Below are 17817 nucleotides of genomic sequence, written 5' to 3' on the forward strand. Positions count from 1 at the left end.
GAAACATAGCCTGCTTGTTTGTGCCCCCTCCCTTCCTCCCTGAAAAAGGGTCGTCGAACCCCAACGCGCCTTCAAGCGACTCTGTCGAAGCAGCCATCGCAGCGAGGCAATCTTGGATCGCGCTAGCCAGCTTGTATTTCGGCACTAATATCCGAGCCGTGCATTGATTGAGCTGATATGGAGTTCCGCGCACTGTTGCCGTGCGGGTTCATTCAGACAACCATGCCCTTGCGTGCGATCTAGTTTGCTCACCAAACATGCTGAGCACGCGATGTAGTGCCACCTCGTCCTGAGCAAGCTTAGAGACGATCGACTCAACTAGGCCTGTTGCGACTGCGGTCGCCAACTCCTCATCGTCACTACTAATTGCGTCCTCAATGCGACTGAATAGCTCCTGCTCCGCGGCCAAACTGCAACGACCTAAAGTTACCGCGATTTCATCACCTAATGCGGCGAACAAGATTGTAACCGGAGGCTGATCTGGCGCCCAATAGTCGAAAGTTCCATCGTAAGCCGATTGCAGCTCTGGTGATCGTTTAGCAATGGCGAGAGCGAAGTCACTGCAAGCGGTATTCATGGGCGTCCCTTCAAAGCGTCTTGTGTATCTCGAATAATATTCTCGGCCGCAGCCCGATCCCCAGCACTCGCCGTCGGGTTCTTATCAAGCCACTTCCGGAGCGACACAATACTGTCTTGTGCCTTCTGCGTATGGAATTTGTTACCTACAGGCTTTCCCGTTGCCATTTCTTCTCGAACGGCAGCCGCAGTGCTCCCGCTTCCCACTTTAGCATTCGGCCGATAGAGCTTATCAACGAGGTCACCAAGAACGGGATCGGAGACCGTCGGCTTCTCCATAGCGGACCGCAATTCAGCCTTGTAATCCTCATGTAGGGAGCGATTCTCCGGACCCGCGCCATTGGACACAACTCTCTTTCCACCGGTAGGTCCGTGATTGCCTCCAGCACCAGCGATATGAACCTCCGCGCCTGCGTGGAACTCAAGTCGGGGCCCCTTCGCCAGTAGGCGGTTCACCACTGGCAGACGCTTCAGCAATCCAGTCGCACCAAACATTGACATGCCAGCTACGCCAAACACCCCGACGGCGCCGTCGTTTGCTTCGGCCGACGAGTAGCCCGGCAGCTGTTCGAAGCGCCCCGCCACAGCTCCGAGAGCTCGCTCTTGCTGCTTCTCGACCCACGCACCCACCGGCGACCGACCGATACCCTCTCGCACGAGGTACATGCTCGGACCGGCCACAACGTCGAGCGCTACGAAACCGTACTTGAGGATCGGCCGTTCCTCCACCGCCTCCCCAATGATCCTCATCTTCCCGCCGACCCATTCCGATGCTTGGTCAATCTCATACTTCAGCAGCGCTGGCGCGTCACGTCTACGTTGATCCTGAAGAATCAGAGCTTGATCTTCCGCGCTAAGCAGAGCAGTCGAGGCTACGGGCTGCGCGCTCTCCGGACCGTTCAGCGGGACGGTGTCGCCCACTCCCACGCTCACGACACCCTCTCCAAAGAAGCCCTTGTCTGCCAACATACCCATGTTGGCATCGATGACGTCGGAGCTCAGCGGCATTCCATTTTCGTCTCGCATCATGCCCAGGTACTCCTGGGTCATTTCCCTTCTGTACTCTGTACTGTAATTACTCTCGTTGGTGCTCATTTCCAACGTGCGATTGATGAAGTCGACCTGTTGGTCGATTGGAATGTCCTTGCCCATGTTCCGCAACATGGAGAGCATGGTCATCCTTGCGGCTTTGCCCTGGGGCTTGGACTCCTTGTAGGCGGCAACCTGATCCTCGCTGAGTCCTTCGAGCATCGCCCGTTCGATCTCCATGCTCTGAATTCCACGGACGGATGCGTTCCCTATCGCATTCCCAAACGCGTCTGCGGCGATGCTCTTGTAATCCACCTTATCGTTGAGGCCGAAGGCGCGACGAGTGTGGAGGCGAGTCGCGCCACCCACCACTCCATTGCCCATATCCGACCAGAACTCGCCGCTCCCTCCTGCATCAGTGGTGGGGTTCCAGCCCAACTTGTCGCCGATGCCGGTGCTGATTGCTGCAGATACCGCGTTTGCCGCGATGCTGCGCCAGCTGAAGCTGGCGTCCACGCCGATGGCGCGGCTCGCCGCGTAGCTACTGATGCCCCCTGCCATCGAGGACGCTGCAGCGCGTGCGTAGTTGACGTCCCTGATGTAGTTGCCGAACTTACTCGCATTCGCCGCAGCACCAAATCCAGCCGTTCCCATTGCGGTGGCGCCCGCTACCGCTGCGTTCTTCCAGCTGAAACTGGCCACCCCCATTAGGCTGCCGGCTGCCTGACCGACGGCGCTTCCTACGAATGCGCCGATGCCGGCGGCCACAATGTTCCCCCCCGAGAGTGCCGCAAGACCAGTTGCCATAACCGACGTCGAGGCAGCCGAGGCTGCAGTCGCAGCTGTCGTCACGGCTGTCGTGGTCGTCGCGGCGGCGCCGGTTGCGGCGGCGGCAGTGGTCCCCGCCGCCGTTCCTGCCGCTGTGGTACCAGCAGCCGTACCGCCCGCCAGCCCACCCGCAGCGGGTGTGGCCGCGCCTGCTGTATAGACCGTAACCACAATGATGATGACGATCATGATGATCATACCCAGCGTGCCGCAGCCACCGCTCGGCGGCGGCGGGACGTACGGCAGGCCAGGCGTCGTGTTGCCGATCGCCGACGCAGGATCGTAGGGCTTGAAAGTGTTTGCGTTGTTGCGGCTGACCGACGTTTCCGGCGTGTTGATACGCGTGCCCGCGCCGATCTCGGCGTCAGCATCGCCGAAACCATTGGCATCGGCCAGCACATACCACAGCTGATCGGTACCGTAGACGCGCTGCGCGATCGTGCGCAGCGTGTCGCCGGCCTGCGCTACCGTCTGGCCGCCGCCAGCGTCATAGGTGCCTCGCCCCGCCAGGCTCTGGATCTGCGGCATGGTGTAAGGGCGGTTGGCGAACACGCCCTGGAACCCTTCACGAAGCTCGGCGAACTGCTGCCCGTTGGCCTGCACCAGCCGGAAGTTGGATGGGCCACCCACGCCCTCCTGCACGAAGACGCCGGAGCTGTTCAGCGTACCTTCGCGACGATTGATGACCTTGCCATCCATGTCGTTGGCGTAGTACCGCATGCGGTCATCGATGCTGCCGTTCTTCAACCGCGTGGTTTCGCGCTGGGACATCAGGCGCCCGAACGCGTCGTAGCTGAGTACGTTGGTCGTCGTCTTGTAGTTGCTGTCCGTGCTGCTGCCAGTAATGCTCTTCTGGATCCAGCTCTCGCGGGACTGATAGAGCGTGGTGTAGGTGTGGGTGTATTGCGGGGTGATGTAACGGTAGGTCGTCAGCCGTCCCGCGACGTCGTAGCCCCCGCTGTAGTCGGTACCGGACTGGAACTTGAGTACCCCCACGTCGGTGGACTGCCGTCCACCCGCGTCGTCGGCGTTCTTCAGCCAGGACATGTCGCCGGTTTCATTGCGGAACAGGTTCTGCTGCACCGTGATGCGACCGTCGCCGTCATAGGAATAGGTTTCCGCCCCGGCCAGCCAGCCGCCGTAGTAATAGAAGCCCCAGCTTTCATACTGCTGGCCCGGCGGAGTCCTGTCTTCCCAGACGCTGCCACTGGCGTAGTAGGACATCGACGCGGTCAGGTGGTTGGCCGCGTCGTACTTCATCTGCCTGCGTACGCCACCGCCCGACTCGAACTTACCGTTCTTGATGGTGTCGGTGAAGTACTCGAACTGGCGGTTGCCGCGCAGGTCATACGAGGTGCGGTCGATCCAATAGAAGCTCACCCCGTTGGTGGTGCGATTGGTGGTGCGCGATACCACGTTGCCGGCTGCGTCGTAGGCCAGGCTGTAGGAATCCTCGCCGGCAAGCGTCAGAACGATCTGGCCGTTCTGCAGCGACCCGTTGTTGACCAGGATACGGTTCTCGCCGTCGTAGGTGTACCAGTACTCCTTGGTTTCCACCGGTACAGCGCCGGTGCCGCTGGCGACCGAGACGTTGCCCAAACCGGACGGCGGAGCACCACCGGCGATGTTCACCGGGCCGGCCCAGGGGGTCAGCGTGGATGCAGACGTGGCCTGAGCCGCGGCTGCACGGGCCATCGGCGCGCCATACGCTGCCTCGCCGGTGGCAAACGCCAATGCCAGTGCTTCGTCTTCAATGCTTTCCGGAACGAGCGCCGATGTGCGCGCCGCCGTAAGCACCTGCTCAGCGGAGGACTGCGCGATGCGCGGCTCCTGCGGTCCACCTGGGGTGTACTTGTAGAACTCGGAGGTGACCGTGAAGGAGACATCCACGTACAGACCGCTGGGGTCGGTGGCGCGAATGATGATGGTGTGGGTGGCCCAGCTGCGCTGGTCGTTGTTGACGCCAGAGAACTGGTGGCCCACGCCCGGCGTGTAGGAATACGACAGGAAGCTCGGTTTCTGGATCACCGCATAGCTGAGCGGGTTGTTGTCCGGGTCGGCGAAGGTATTGGGGTTCAGGGTGAAGCCCGAGGGACTCACCACGTACCGGTTGGTTCCGTAGAAGTGGGCAGCAGGGGACGGCGGCGCGACGGCGACGTAGGGCGCCCGGTTGGGGATGGGCGCCGCCGCCACGCTGATCTGGAACCCGGCGTAGCTCACCCCGCCGCGGTTGTCCACACCGGCCATGGTCATGCCATAGGTGCCAGGCTGCGTAGGCGTGCCGCCAATGGTGCGGCTGTTGGCGTCCCACCACAGGCCCGGCGGCAACGCGGAGAGCTGGTAGGTGACCGGATCGCCATCCGGGTCGGGGAACGCGGGGAGGACCACGCCGACGCCGGTGCCCACCTGCATCGACAGATTGCCAATGCTCGGCACGCTCGGCGCGTTGTTGGCCTGTACCGTAAGCACGAAGCTGTAGGCGCCCACGCCGCCGCGTCCGTCGTTTGCGTAGATCGTGACAGTGTAGGTACCTGCGGTGGCCGGCCCGTTCAGCGTGAGGCTTGCAGGGTCGAACCACATGCCCGGCGGCAGACCGGCCGCCGAGTAGGTCAGAGCGTCGCCGTTGGGATCAAAGAAAGTACTGACCTGCAAGCTGGTGGGAACGTTGGACTTGATCGTCCGGTTGTTCATGCCGCCGGATGGCGCAAGGTTCGTGTAGGCACCGAACACAGCTTCTGCAGTGGCATGACCATCGGTGGCGATGACCTTGACGCGGAAGGACGGCAGGTAAGCGAAGCCAGAGCCGGTCACCGGATGGCGCGGCTGGGTGAAGACCGGCATAGGGCCGGTGATGGTTCCCGTGTTCGGATTGATGGTCAGCGATGAGGAGGCCTGCCACGTGGCCGGTACCTGGCGGACCGCCCACGCAGCGTCGGCAGCGTCCCAGAACCACTCCTCGTGCGCTGGGTTCTCGACCATGATCGAGTAGGTCAGCGCATCACTATTGCCATCGGTGAAGGTGCCGGCCGGCAAAGGCCAGTTGACCTGTTCATTCAGCTGGCCGGTGCGGTTGGGCAGCCCGCCGTTGTACACCGGCTGCACATTGGTGACATAGATGGCAAAGCTGGTGGAGGTGCTGCCGCCCTGCCCGTCGCTGGCCGTCACGGTGACGTTGTAGGTTCCCAGCGTGGTCGCGTAGCCCGTGATCACGCGGTTGGCTGCGTCGAAGGTGAGGCCGGCGGGCAGGCCGCTGGCGCTCCAGGTCAGCGCGTCGCCGTTCGGATCCACGAAGGTGCTGGCCGGCAGCTGGATCCAGAAGCCCGTATTGCGCCATGTTTCACGTGCCGGCAACGTGGCGGTCAGCACCGGGCCGCTGTTGGGCGTGGTGACGGTGAGCGTGCCGGAGGCACTGGCCCCGGAGGGGTCGGTGGCGGTAATGGTGATCGCCCACGAGCCCACCGCGACGGGCGTACCACTGAGCGTGCGGGTGGTCGCGTTGTAGCTCATCCACGCCGGCAGGTTGCCGACGGTGTAAGTCAGAACGTCGTCGTTGGCGTCCTGGAAGGCAGGAATGACGTAGCTCCACGCCGTGCCAGCCGTGGCCGTGCGCGCGGGCAACGACGGCGCAACCGGGGCGGAGTTGGGAATCGTCATGTGGCCACCGAAGATGCCTTCGGTCGTGGCATGGCCATCGGTGGCGATGATTTTGATGCGGAAGTCGTTGAGGAAGCCGCCGCCCCAGCCAGTTACCGGGTGCCGCGGGATGGTGAACACCGGCATGGTGCCGGTGATCGTGCCGGTATTGGCATCGATGACCAGCGAATAGGAGGTCTTCCAGGTGGCAGGCACCTGGCGGAACGCCCACGCGGCGTCGGAGGCATCCCAGAACCACTCTTCGTGGGCCGGGTCTTCGACCATGATCGAGTAGGTCAGGGCGTCGCCGTTGGCGTCTGTGAAGGTGCCCGCCGGCAGCGGCCAGTTGACCTGCTCGTCGCGCATGGCCGAGCGGTTGACCAGACCGCCGTTGTAAACCGGCTGGGCATTGGTGACGAAGATGGCGAAACTGGTGGCGTTGCTGCCGCCGCGACCGTCACTCACGCTGACGGTGACGTTATACGTCCCCAGTGTGGTCGCATAGCCCGAGAGCGTGCGATTGACGGGGTCGAAGTTGATGCCCGCCGGGAGGCCGCTGACGCTCCATGTCAACGTGTCGCCGTTGGGGTCCACGAAGGTGTTTGCCGGAATCTGGATCCACCAGGCCGTGTTGCGCCAGGTCTCATGCGCCGGCAATACGCCGGTCAGCACTGGACCATTGTTCGGCGTGGTGACGGTAAGCGTGGTGGATGCGCTTGCGCCTGCCGCGTCGGTACCAGTGATGGTCAGGGTCCACGACCCAACCGGCCCCGGTGTTCCACTCAGGGTGCGGGTGGCGGGGTTGAAGCTCATCCATGCCGGCAGGTTGCTGACGCTGTAGCTGACGGCTTCCTGGTTGGCGTCCTGGAAGGCGGGGAAGGTGTAACTCCATGCCGTGCCGGCGATTGCCGAGCGCCCGCCCAACGTAGGTGCGATCGGGGCTGCGTTGAGTACGTTCACGTCGAATTTGCCGACACCAACGCCGCCCTGCGGGTCGCGCGCGATAACCTGGATGCGGTAGTCCAGGTAGGCCAGGTTGGTGGGCGTGCCGGTGATGGTGCCGGTAACCGCATCGATCGACAGTCCGATGCTCGACAGTGCTGCCATCGGCCCCGGCTGCTGTACCGGGTCAGGCAGGTATTCACTGGGGTTCTTCGGGTCGCGTACGTATTCCCAGGTATCGGGCAGCTGCACGTAAGCGCTGTAAGTGAGGCTGTCGCCGTCGGGCTCGACGAAGGCCCCCGGCGGCAGGGTGAAGTTGACCGGGGTGCCGTGGTTGATGGTGCGCGGCGGCATGCTGCCCACCGCGTAGACCGGCGCCGAGTTGGCGAACGGCACCAGGTTGAATCGCATGAACGAGTCGTAGGTTGCGCCGGCTGCGCCAATGGTTTCACCGGGATCTGTCGCGTTGCCGCGGCCGTCTCTGGCAATGATGCGCACGGAGAAGCTGCCGGCGGCGGTGCCCGGCGGCACCTGGCCGCTGAAGGTGCCGGTGGCGCCGTTGAACACCAGCCACGAAGGCCAAGCCTCAATGTTGAGCCTGTCTTCATAGTGCGGGTTGGCGTCGTCGACAAACTCACGCGACTGCGTGACTACATCCGCTTCCAGCGTCCAGCCGTCGCCGTCCGTTTCGGTGAACAGGTTTGCAGGCAGGCTGAAGCTGAAGTTGCGACCAATGCTGAGCGTCGCGTCGTTGAGCGCCACGCCCGCCGTGCGATAAGGCGCCACGTCCTGCCCGATGGTCAGCAGCACCTTGCTGGTGCTGGTCAGGCCGGCGATGTCCCACGCCTTGATCTCCAGGCTGGCAGAGCCTGCGGTCGGCGCGGTGCCGACCAGCCGGACCGTACCGGCGGTCTGGTCCAGCGTGGCGGTGATCCAGCTCGGCAGCTTGAGGGCCTCGAAGGAGACGGCGTCGCCTTCCAGATCGGTAAACAGGCTGCTGATGGCGAGCGTCACATCCAGACGGTCGTGAACGCGGATGTTCGGCAGCTGGAAGCCTTCCGGGCGCAACACCACCGGGGCGCGGTTGGCGCGCACTACCAGCTGCAGGGTCACGCTGCTGGTCTGCCCATCGGGGTCGGTGGCGGTCAGCGTGACCGCGAAGGTCGATCCGTCGGCCACCGTGGACGGTACGTTGCCATCCAGGCGCAGCACCGGGTTGGCCTGGTCCATGAAGGTGAAGTTCAGCCAGCCGGGCAGCCCGCTGGCGCGGACCTGCAGCGGATCGCCATTGGGGTCGACGAACAGCTGCGACAGCGACTGCGACCAGCTGTAGGCGCGGCCCTGCACGGCTTCACCCAGGCTGGGCGTGGCCACGATGTTGGGGCCGGCATTGGCGGCGGTGCGCAGCTGCAGCGTCTTGACCACCGAAGCGCCGTTCTGGTCGGTGGCGCGCAGGGTCAGGGTGATGCTCTGGTCGGTAGTGGGGGTGCCGCTCAGGCGCACCACGTACGGGTTGCTCAGGTCCACCTTCAGCCACGAAGGCAGGGCGGCGGCGTTGTCCAGGCTCAGCGACAGCACATCGCCAACGTCTTCGTCGATGAAGTACATCGACGCCGGCAGCTCTGCGGCCCAGGGACGCCCGATCTTGGCATTCAGCTGGGCAACGCTGCCATCGAGCACACGCGGCGCGGTGTTGGTGCGGCTGCGCACCGTGAACACGGTGGCCACCGCGTTGGCGGCGTTGGCGGTTTCGCGGGCAGTGAGCTTGACGGCTACGTCGGTATCGCCACTGCCCGCCGGCGGCGCGGCGGTGAAGATGATTTCGCCGGTGGCCGCGTTGTAGCGCGCACCCAGCCACGATGGCAGCGCGGTACCGTCGGCCTGGGTGATGTCCAGCGTGAGCGCATCCTGCTCGGCATCGCGGAAGACGTCGGTGAACAGGATGTTGAACTCGGACTGGATGCCCTTGCGCACCGTCTTGTCGGCCACGGCCTTGACCGCCGTCGGCGCGGTATTGGTCACCGGCATCGCGGCGGCATTGGGGCCATGGCTGGACTGGGCCAGCACGCGGCGGCGGTTGCCTACCGCATCGTAGTCGTAGCGGATGTCGAACATGCGGCGGGCGTTGCCGCCGGCGGAGGCATCATCCTGCACCACGCGCTGGATGCGGTTGTGGCTGTCGTACCAGGTGCGGGTGTAGGTGTGCACCAGCGCACCAGAACCATCGCGGGTGTACACCTCTTCCAGGGTGCGGTTTCCGGCAGCGTCGTACTCGTAGTACGTGAAATTGCCACCGGTCTCCTCGATGCGGCGCAGCTGGCCGTTCGGGTAGTAGTGGTAGGTGCGGGTAGTGTCGGTGGCCTGCCCGCCGTTACCGGTTTCCAGCCTCAGCTGGCCGCTGCTGGCGTAGTCGTAGTTGTAATCGCGGGTGCCCAGGTCATTGTGGTCGGTGCTGCGTCCGAAGATGTCGTAGCTCCAGCTCAGCTCGTTCATGCGTACCTGCTGGCCATCGCGGTCGGCGCCCCAGAGGGTGCTCAGGGCGTTGCTTTCGACGATCTTCCGGCCCAGCACGTCGTAACCGTACTGCTGGGTCACCCCCATGGCGGTCTGGCTGCGCACCATCAGATGGCGGCTGTCGTAGTCGTACAGCGCGGTGTAGCCCAGCGCATCGGTGACGGCCAGGCGGTCGCCATTTTCGTTCAGGCGGTACTGCTGCAGCGTGGTGCGGTAGCGTGCGGTCCCCGCGTCGTTGAGCAGGTAGTCGCCAATGGCGGTGACCCGGCCCAAGCGGTCGTACTGCTTGAAGGTCACGTAGCCGAGCGCATTCTGCTGCAGGCGCTGGTTACCGAGCGCGTCATACGCGTAAAGCGTAGTCGCGCCCACGCCGTCGCGGGACTTCACCAACTGGCCGGCGTTGTTGTACTCGCTGGTGCGCATGTGGCCGTTGGCGTCGCGGGTAGCGACCAGGCGGCCAAACACGTCGTAGAACCACTCGTTGACCGGGCGCACCCAGCTGCGCGCACCGGTTTCTGCCACCACTTCCACCAGCGGGCGTTCGTCGCGGGTGACCTGGTTGAAGCTGTTGTACTGGTAGTTGGTCTGGTAGCCGCGCGCGTCGATGATCTGGGTGACGTTGCCCCAGCGATCGAACTGGCGGGCCACGGTGGACACCGCGTTGGCATCGCCGCTGAAGCTGGGCATGTCGGTACGCAGCGCGCGGCCGAGGCGGTCGGTCTGGATGGTGGTGACGGCGGTGACCGCCGCCTGGCCATTCCAGCTGCTGCGGCTCTGCCGCACCTGGTAGCCGGCCAGGTTGTAGCCCAGGCGCACATCGGCACCGCCTTCGTTGGACTGCACCATGTTGCCGCCGGCGTCGTAGCCGTACAGCAGTTCGCCGGCCAGGCCGCCATGGGTCTTGCTGACGATTTCCCCGAATCCGTTGTAGCGGACGGTCTCGGACAGATCGGTCTGCTCGATACCGCCCACCGTGCGCTTCTGCGTGGTGGACAGCTGGCGGCCACTGCGGTCGTAGCCGAACTCGGTGATGACCACCGCGTTGCGCTCGGCACTGGAGCCGGCCAGCAGCTGGCGGGTGCGCACCACCTTGTCAGCGGCGTCGTAGCGATGGATCTGCACGTTGCCCAATGCGTCGGTGGCGCGTACCAGGCGGCCCTGGCGGTCGTACTGAAGGGTCTGGATCTGGTCCCTGGCATCATCGGCCACCGGCCCGGCCTGACCCGCACCCCAGCCGTTGGCGTAACGCCGCATCTGCACGGCATTGCCGAAGGCGTCGTACACGGTGGTGGTGTACGGCGAGGTCAGCTCCTGCAGCGCGCTGCTGGAGAGATCGGTGGCCACGCTGGCCTCCAGCTGACCCTCGGCGGCGCCGCGCAGGGCGGCACGCTCCGGCTCCCGCACCGAAACAACGCGGCCCAGGGCATCGTAGGCGGTGCTGGTGGTGCCGTTGTCGTCGCTGCTCTGGGTGACCCGGCCCAATGCGTCGTATCCGATACGGGTCTGCACATCGCTCTGGCCGGCGCTGCCATCGGCGCGCTGGAACTGGCGGGTGACGGTCTGGGTGAGTTTCCGGCCCAGCGCATCGTAGGTGAAGCTGTTGCGGCGGTCGAAGCCGGTAACGGCATCGCCCGGGGCGGGCGCGGCCGGCGGCTGGGCGCCCAACGCCTGGGTGGACAGCGCGCGGGCGTGCTCGGTCTGTGCAGCCACTTCACCGGTGCTGGTGTACTCGGTGGAGGTGGCATAGCCCTCGGCATCGACGGTCATGACCGTGCGGCCCAACGCGTCGTAGTAGTGCCACGTGTAGGCCCACTGCGCATCTGCCTGATCGGCCTGGCCGCTCATCAGCTCGGACAAGCGCTGCAGGTTGCCGTAGCCGTCGTACTGGTAACGCACCGTCGGCGTGCCCTGGCGCGCAACACCGTCCGGCGCGTAGTACTCGCGCGTTGAACTGAGCGTCTGCACCTTCTGGCCAAGGCTGTTATAGCTGGACAGCAGCTGGCGATCGGCAGCATTGGCGACCAGACCACCGCCGTCGCGCAGCTGCGCCTGGGTCAACGCGGCGCCGGCCGTCCAGCCGGCCAACGCGCTGGTGTTCAGCGCCGTGGCAAATCGACGCAGGCTGGTCTGGTTGCCGTAGGCATCGTAGCTGTAGCTGGTGACGTAGCCTTCGGCATCAACGTCGTAGGCGAGCTGGCCCAGTACGTCGTAGGTCTTGTAGCTGTAGTTGCCGCGCACGTCCTTCTGGACGACGGCGCGGTTCATCGCGTCGTAGGTGACCTCCACCGAGGTGCGCTGTCCGCTGGCAACCAGCAGGCCCGAAGCCTCGTCGATCACCCACGGGTCCGGGAACAGCACGCGCACCTGGTTGCCGCGGTTGTCGTACTGGTATTCGGTAACGCGCGGGGTGCCGCCGTCCGCGTCCTCACTGCGACGGATCACGTTGCCCAGCGCGTCATACTCCGTACGCGTTACCAGCGCACGGCGGGCAATGGTGAACTGACCATTGGTGGCCACCGTGGCGACATCCACGGCCGGCGAGGTCTCGCTGGTGCGCTGCCCGGCGGCGTTGTACCCGTAGGTCCAGACCTGCCCGGCAGTGTCGGTGAACGAGGTCATCTGCCCGGCGGCGTCATAGCCGAAGCGCTCGATCTGGCCCAGCGCATCGGTGTGCATCACCGAGCGCCCTGCGCCGTCGTAGCCACGGGTATCCAGGCGCAGCTGGCCGGCGGTCTGGCTGGCGGCCCACGCAGTGAGGCTGGCCAGGGTCTGCGCTTCCGGCGCGCCCGGTTTCTGCAGGTAGGTCACGCTGGCCACCACCTGGCCAACGGCGTCGTAACGGGTTTCGCGCACGCCACCGCTGGCGTCGAGGGTGAAGCGCTGGCGGCCTGCGGCATCCAGCACCACGCGCTCGCTGTGGTACTCACCGGCGCTGCGCAAGGGCGCCACAAGTGCCTGCAGCGTGGCCACGGTCTGCTGCGAATCGAAGACGACTGCGCGCCCATACACGGTGGTGCTGACGCGGGCGTCGTCCAAGTAGCCGTACTCGGTCACCCGCCCCTGGCCATCGGCATCGCGGCGTACTTCAAAGCGCACGCGGCCGGCGGCATCCAGCACGACGTACTGGCTCTGGTCCTGCGCCGAGGGCACCAGCGCCGCGACCATGGCCTGCTCGCCTACGCTGCCGCTGGCCAGATCCTGGCGCAACTGCGCGCTCAGGGTGATGCGGTTGGCGTAGGAGACCGTGGCCACCTGCAGGCCGGAGGCGTCGTAGCGGCGCTCGAGCACGCTGCCGTCGGCGGCGATCTCGAAGCGGGTGCGGCCCATCGCATCGAGGACGTTCCAGCTCACCGCTTCGCGCGCGGCGTCACCGCGCACGTAATACAGCACGCCGGCCGCGCCGATGTCGCCGGTCAACAGGGTGGCGCGCAGGTCGGCGATGGGCGCGGTGTTGGCATAGCGGATTTCACGCACGACGCGGCCGCTGGCATCGCGGTCGTAGCCGGTGACCGCACCCACGCCATTGAGGGTCAGGCGCAGTTGTCCGTCGCGATCGTAGACCGAGTACTGCTGCACATCGAGTGCGTCATCGGCGGCCAGGCGTGCCTGGATCTGCGCTGCGCTGGCTGCTTCCGGCAGCCCGCCCAGCGCAATGGCGTTTGCATACCGCCGCTGGGCCAGCACGTTGCCCGTGCGGTCGTACCAGTAGCGGGTTGCTCCACCGGCTGCATCGATGCTGAGCTCCACGCGGTTGTCGGCATCGTAGACGAAGCGCGACACCTGCCCGGCCGGATCGATCCGGGCCACCACGTTGCCGTTGGCGTCATAGCGATACTGCGTGACCAGATTCAACCGGCCCGGGCCGGCGTCCACGGTCTGGCTGATGCGGCGGCCGAGCGCGTCGTAAGCGTAAGTGGTGGTGCTGGCCTGGGCCGTACCCACGCCACTGGTGACCGACAGCTGCTGCCCGGCTGCGTCCCACGTGTACGTTGTTCTGATCGCCAGGCCGCTGGGGTCGACGATGCTTTCGACCAGGTTGCCGTTGCTGTCGAAGCGGTTGCGGACTTCGGTGCCGCGTGCGTCCACCACGCTCAGCTGGCGGCCGGCCGCGTCGTAGCCGTAGCGGGTAATCAGGTTCAGGCCCTGTGGGTCGACGGTGCGGGTCAGCAGGCGACCTGCCGCATCGTAGCTGTACACCACCTTGCGCCCACTGGCATCGGTGCTGCTGGTGAGCAGGTTGCGGGTGCTGAACGCCTGCGTCTGGCGGCTGCCGTCGGCGGCGACGATGGCGGTCTGGTTGCCGCTGGCGTCGTACTCATAACGGGTGGTGTTGCCCAGTACGTCAGCAACGCTGAGCACTTGGCCATGGCGGTTGTGGGTGGTGGTGATGGCCACGCCTTCCGGCGAGCGCACCGTGACGGTGCGGGTGGCATCGTCATAGCTGTAGGTGGTGATACCGCCTTCGGCATCGGTGCTGGTCAGCACGCGGTCGAATGCGTCGTAGGTCTGCGTTTGGCGCTGTTCGACGCCGTTCACCGTCTGCCAGGTGGATACCTGGCGGCCGCTGCGGTCGTATGCCGACTGGCGTACCTGGCCACGGCCATCGGTGCTGCTGATGACGCGACCAAAAGCGTCGTAGATCCAGCTCTGGCTGGTCTGCGCGGCCCCTTCGCCAGCGACCACGGCGGTGCGCAGCCCGCGCACGTCGTACGTGCTCTGGGTGACGCGCTGCTGGCCCTGGCCCATTTCCAAGCGGTCAAAGGTCTGCTCACCAAAGGCGTTGTACTCGTAGCGGCGGCGATTGCCCTGGGCGTCGATGGACGAGGTCAGCTGGCCGCGACGGTCGTATTCCATCTGCACGCGGATATCGGTGCCGGATACGTACTGCAGCGTGCTGATCGCCGATGCCACGCTGGCGCGGCTGCCCGGGTTGGGAATAGTCAGGCGGCCCGCATAGGTGATGCTGTCGATCACCTGCCCGAACACGTCGTAGCGGGTTTCGCTGACCTCCGCGGCGCCGTTGGTAATGCCCTGTGCGTCGGTGGTGCCCCGCACGGTGTGGGTGAGGCGGCCGGCGGCATCATGGAAGTACCAGGTGCGGTTGCCCTCCGGATCGATGCTCTCGGTGCGCAGGCCCAGTGCGTCGTAGGTGTGGCGCACGCCGTACTGTGCGTAGACCGCATCCAGCTGCGCTTCGCTCATGCCGGGCAGCAGATGAGTGGCGCCGTTGCCGGAGAGCTCGCCGATCAGGTTGCCCAGTGCGTCGTAGCGCAGGTAGCCCTCACGGATCTCGCTGGTGCCGGCCGCCACCTGGGTGGCCACCAGCTGGCCCAGCGCGTCGTACTGGTACTGGGTGACCGTGCCTTCCGCGTTCACCTCGCGGATGGCGCGCCCCAGGGCGTCGTAGCTGGTCCGGGTTTCACGGGCGCCGCCGCCGTCCACACGGGCCAGCAGTGCCTGCAGGGTTTCGCTGCCGGTGAGCGCATCCAGCCGGCGCGCATAGCTGCGGGTGGCACGCACGTTGTTGGTGCTGTCGTAGACCACATCGCTGAGGTAGCCCTCGGCGTCGAGCACGGCAACCAGACGGTTCAGGCCGTCGTAGAAGTTGCGCGTGGTCTGGTCCTGCGCGCTGGGCGCCGGGCGGATGGCCGACAGCGTGCCGGTGGCACGCAGGCCCGCACTTACTGCGGTGGCGTAGGCCACGGTGCGCACCAGGCGCCCGGCGGCGTCATAGACCTGCTCGGTGAGGTAGCCGGCCGCGTCCAGGGTCGCTACCTGACGGCCATTGGCGTCCTGGAAGTAGCGGGTGGTTCGGGCGGTTTCCAGCGTACCGGCGGCATCCAGCAACGTGCTTTCCACCAGCTGCCCGGTGCCGTCGTAGCGGAATACTGCCTGGTTTCCTTCTGCGTCCAGGCTGCGCACGCGCAGCCCGGCACTGTCGTATTCGTTACGGACCACGCGGTCGCTGGCGTGCGCAGCGGGGCGGTACTGCGCCCATTCGGTCACGGTTACCGAACCGGCCTGGACCCACGAGGCGGTGTTCAGCGCCGTTGCGTGGGTGGTGCTGGCCACGACCCGGCCGAAGGTATCGCGCTCGTACGAAACCGCCGTGCCGGTGGGGCCCACCTCGGCCAGCAGCTGGCCCTGGTTGTCATAGAAATAGTAGCTGCGCCCGCCTGCCGCGTTCTCGCTGGCGCGCAGGCGGCCATAGCCGTCGTAGTAGTTGCGGCTGGTACGGCTGAGTGCGCCGTCGCTGCTGCTGGTGGTGACGCTGACAGTTCGCCCGTACGCGTCGCGCAGCTCGGTGGTGATCCGTTGGGGCGCACCCGGAGCGCCGCTGGTGACGCGCAGCCCCATGCCTGAATCGAGGTAGTTCCACGTGCTGCTGGAGAGCAGCGTTGCGTCGCTGCGGCGAATTTCCGACAGCAGCCGCCCCAGCCCGTCGTAACGGTAGGTTTCAGTTTCCTGCACCTGCGCGTTGGCCGGCCCACGCAGGGTCAGGGTTGCCAGCAGCTGGCCCCGCGCATCGTAGGTATAACGCTTGGTGACAGCAGCGGTGTCAACGATGCCGGTGCCGGTGGCATCCATCCGCGCATAGTCGGTGCGCACGGCCAACCGCCCCCAAGCGTCGTAGCTGACGTCCACCCGCGATCCTGCTGCTCCCTGCTGTCCGGCCGCCCAGGTGGCAACGGCAGCAAGGGTGATGGCGCCGTCATAGCGGAGATCGGCGTAGGTGCGCTCGGTCGCGAGCTGGCCGATACCGGCACCGGCCGCGTGGTAGGCATACTCATGCACATCACCGGTGGGGCTGATCACGAACCGCAGGCGGTCCTGCCCGTCATACAGGTATACGGTGGTCATGCCGCCGGTGGGTGCGAAGGCGCTGCCGGCACCGTCGGCATCGATGCCGCTGTAGCGGGTTTCGCTGGTGACCTGGTTGCTGGCCGAGTACGTACGCTGGATGGCGCGGGCGCTGCCGTCGGCGGCTGCGCGCTCCCACTGCCACAGCACATTGCCCTGGGCGTCGTAACTGAAATCGGTCTGTTGCAGGGTCTGGGCGCCGCGCTGCGTCGCCACCTGGGTGATGTTGCCGTCGCCGTCGTAGGCATAGCGGGTGACGTCACGCAGGCCATCGCGAGCGGGCAGCTCGATGCGGGTCAGCCGGCCATCGGCATCGAATTCATAGGTCCAGGTGGCGCCGGTGGCGTCGCTGACATCGGTGCGGCGGGTGGCCGCGTCGTACCGATAGCTCACCGTCTGCCCGGCGCCGTCGGCGTCGTTGGCGTTGACATCGCCCACGGTGGCGGTCACCACCCGCCCCTGCCCGTCGTAGCCATAGCTCATCAGGGCGCCGTCGCTTTGCCGCACCAGGCTGATGCGCAGGCTGTCGCCGTCATACGCGTACGAGGTGCGGTAGAGCAGGCCGTCGTTGCCGCCGGCGTCGTCCCAGGTGGCGCGGTCGGTCGACGATTCCGGGGTGAGGTCGACCAACGACCAGGACAGGCGCCCCAGTGCGTCGTAGCCGTAGCTGACCCGGCCACTGACCTGGCCCGGCTGGTCACCGTGGACTTCGATCTGCTGCAGGCGACCCAGCGTGTCATAGCTGTAGCGCAGGGCCGCGAGCGAATCGGCGTCGCGCACGGCCAGGATGCGGCCCTGGGTATCGTAGTCCACCACCCACGTCACCGCGTTGCTGCGGCCATCGCGAAGCGAGAGCAGGCGCCCCTGTGCCTGCGCGTCATCCAGCGCGGCATAGGTTTCGGTGGCGCGGCTGGTGCCTTCCACATAGGTCCACAGGCCGGTGCCCGGGGTGAGGGTCAGCTCATCGTGGGCACCCTCGCCCGAGGTGGCGCGATAGACGTTCGGTGCAACGTAGGCAAAGTCCTGGTAGCCACCGTCGCCGGTGTGGCGGCGCAGGATGCTGCCCGCCTGGCCCAGCTGCCCCTGCAGCAGCTCAACGCGACGCTCGAAGCCGGTCACCCAGCCATCGGCGCCCACCTGGGCGGTGGTGCCCTGGCTGTTGTAGGTGCGTGCACTGCCCAGCGCGGTGCCGCGGAACAGCAGCTGTTCGTCCTGGGACTGGAAGACAAGGTTGCCATTGGCCACATTGACGTACTGGCGGTCGGTACCTTGGCCGCTACGCGCGGATCCTGCGCCAGCACCGGCCAGGCTTGCGTTGAACAAGCCCAAGCCATTTCCCGTGAACACTGCGACCATGCCGATTCCCTGCCGTTCCGTTGGGAGCCCGGAAGGAAATCCGGGCCATCTCAAGGAACAGTCCGGACCGGCAGAAAA

The 17817-nt window shown here is 65.8% G+C and carries 2 protein-coding genes; both read right to left on the minus strand.

Features of this window, described 5'->3' with window-relative positions:
- Positions 1-208 precede the first annotated feature (208 nt).
- A complete protein-coding gene (locus BAY15_RS19310; protein ID WP_157771781.1) occupies positions 209-577 on the minus strand; it encodes a hypothetical protein in 369 nt (122 codons plus the stop codon).
- Positions 574-17739, minus strand: coding sequence for a putative Ig domain-containing protein (locus BAY15_RS18395; RefSeq protein ID WP_068854413.1), 17166 nt, complete (start codon positions 17737-17739; stop codon positions 574-576). The genes BAY15_RS19310 and BAY15_RS18395 overlap by 4 nt, the downstream gene beginning before the upstream one ends.
- Positions 17740-17817 lie beyond the last annotated feature (78 nt).

It is taken from the genome of Stenotrophomonas rhizophila, from assembly GCF_001704155.1.
In the GTDB taxonomy this organism is placed as follows: Bacteria; Pseudomonadota; Gammaproteobacteria; order Xanthomonadales; family Xanthomonadaceae; genus Stenotrophomonas; species Stenotrophomonas rhizophila_A.

Coding starts and splice junctions, on each gene's coding strand:
- BAY15_RS19310 (WP_157771781.1), bottom strand. CDS start 577: ATGAATACCGCTTGCAGTGACTTCGCTCTCGCCATTGCTAAACGATCA.
- BAY15_RS18395 (WP_068854413.1), bottom strand. CDS start 17,739: ATGGTCGCAGTGTTCACGGGAAATGGCTTGGGCTTGTTCAACGCAAGC.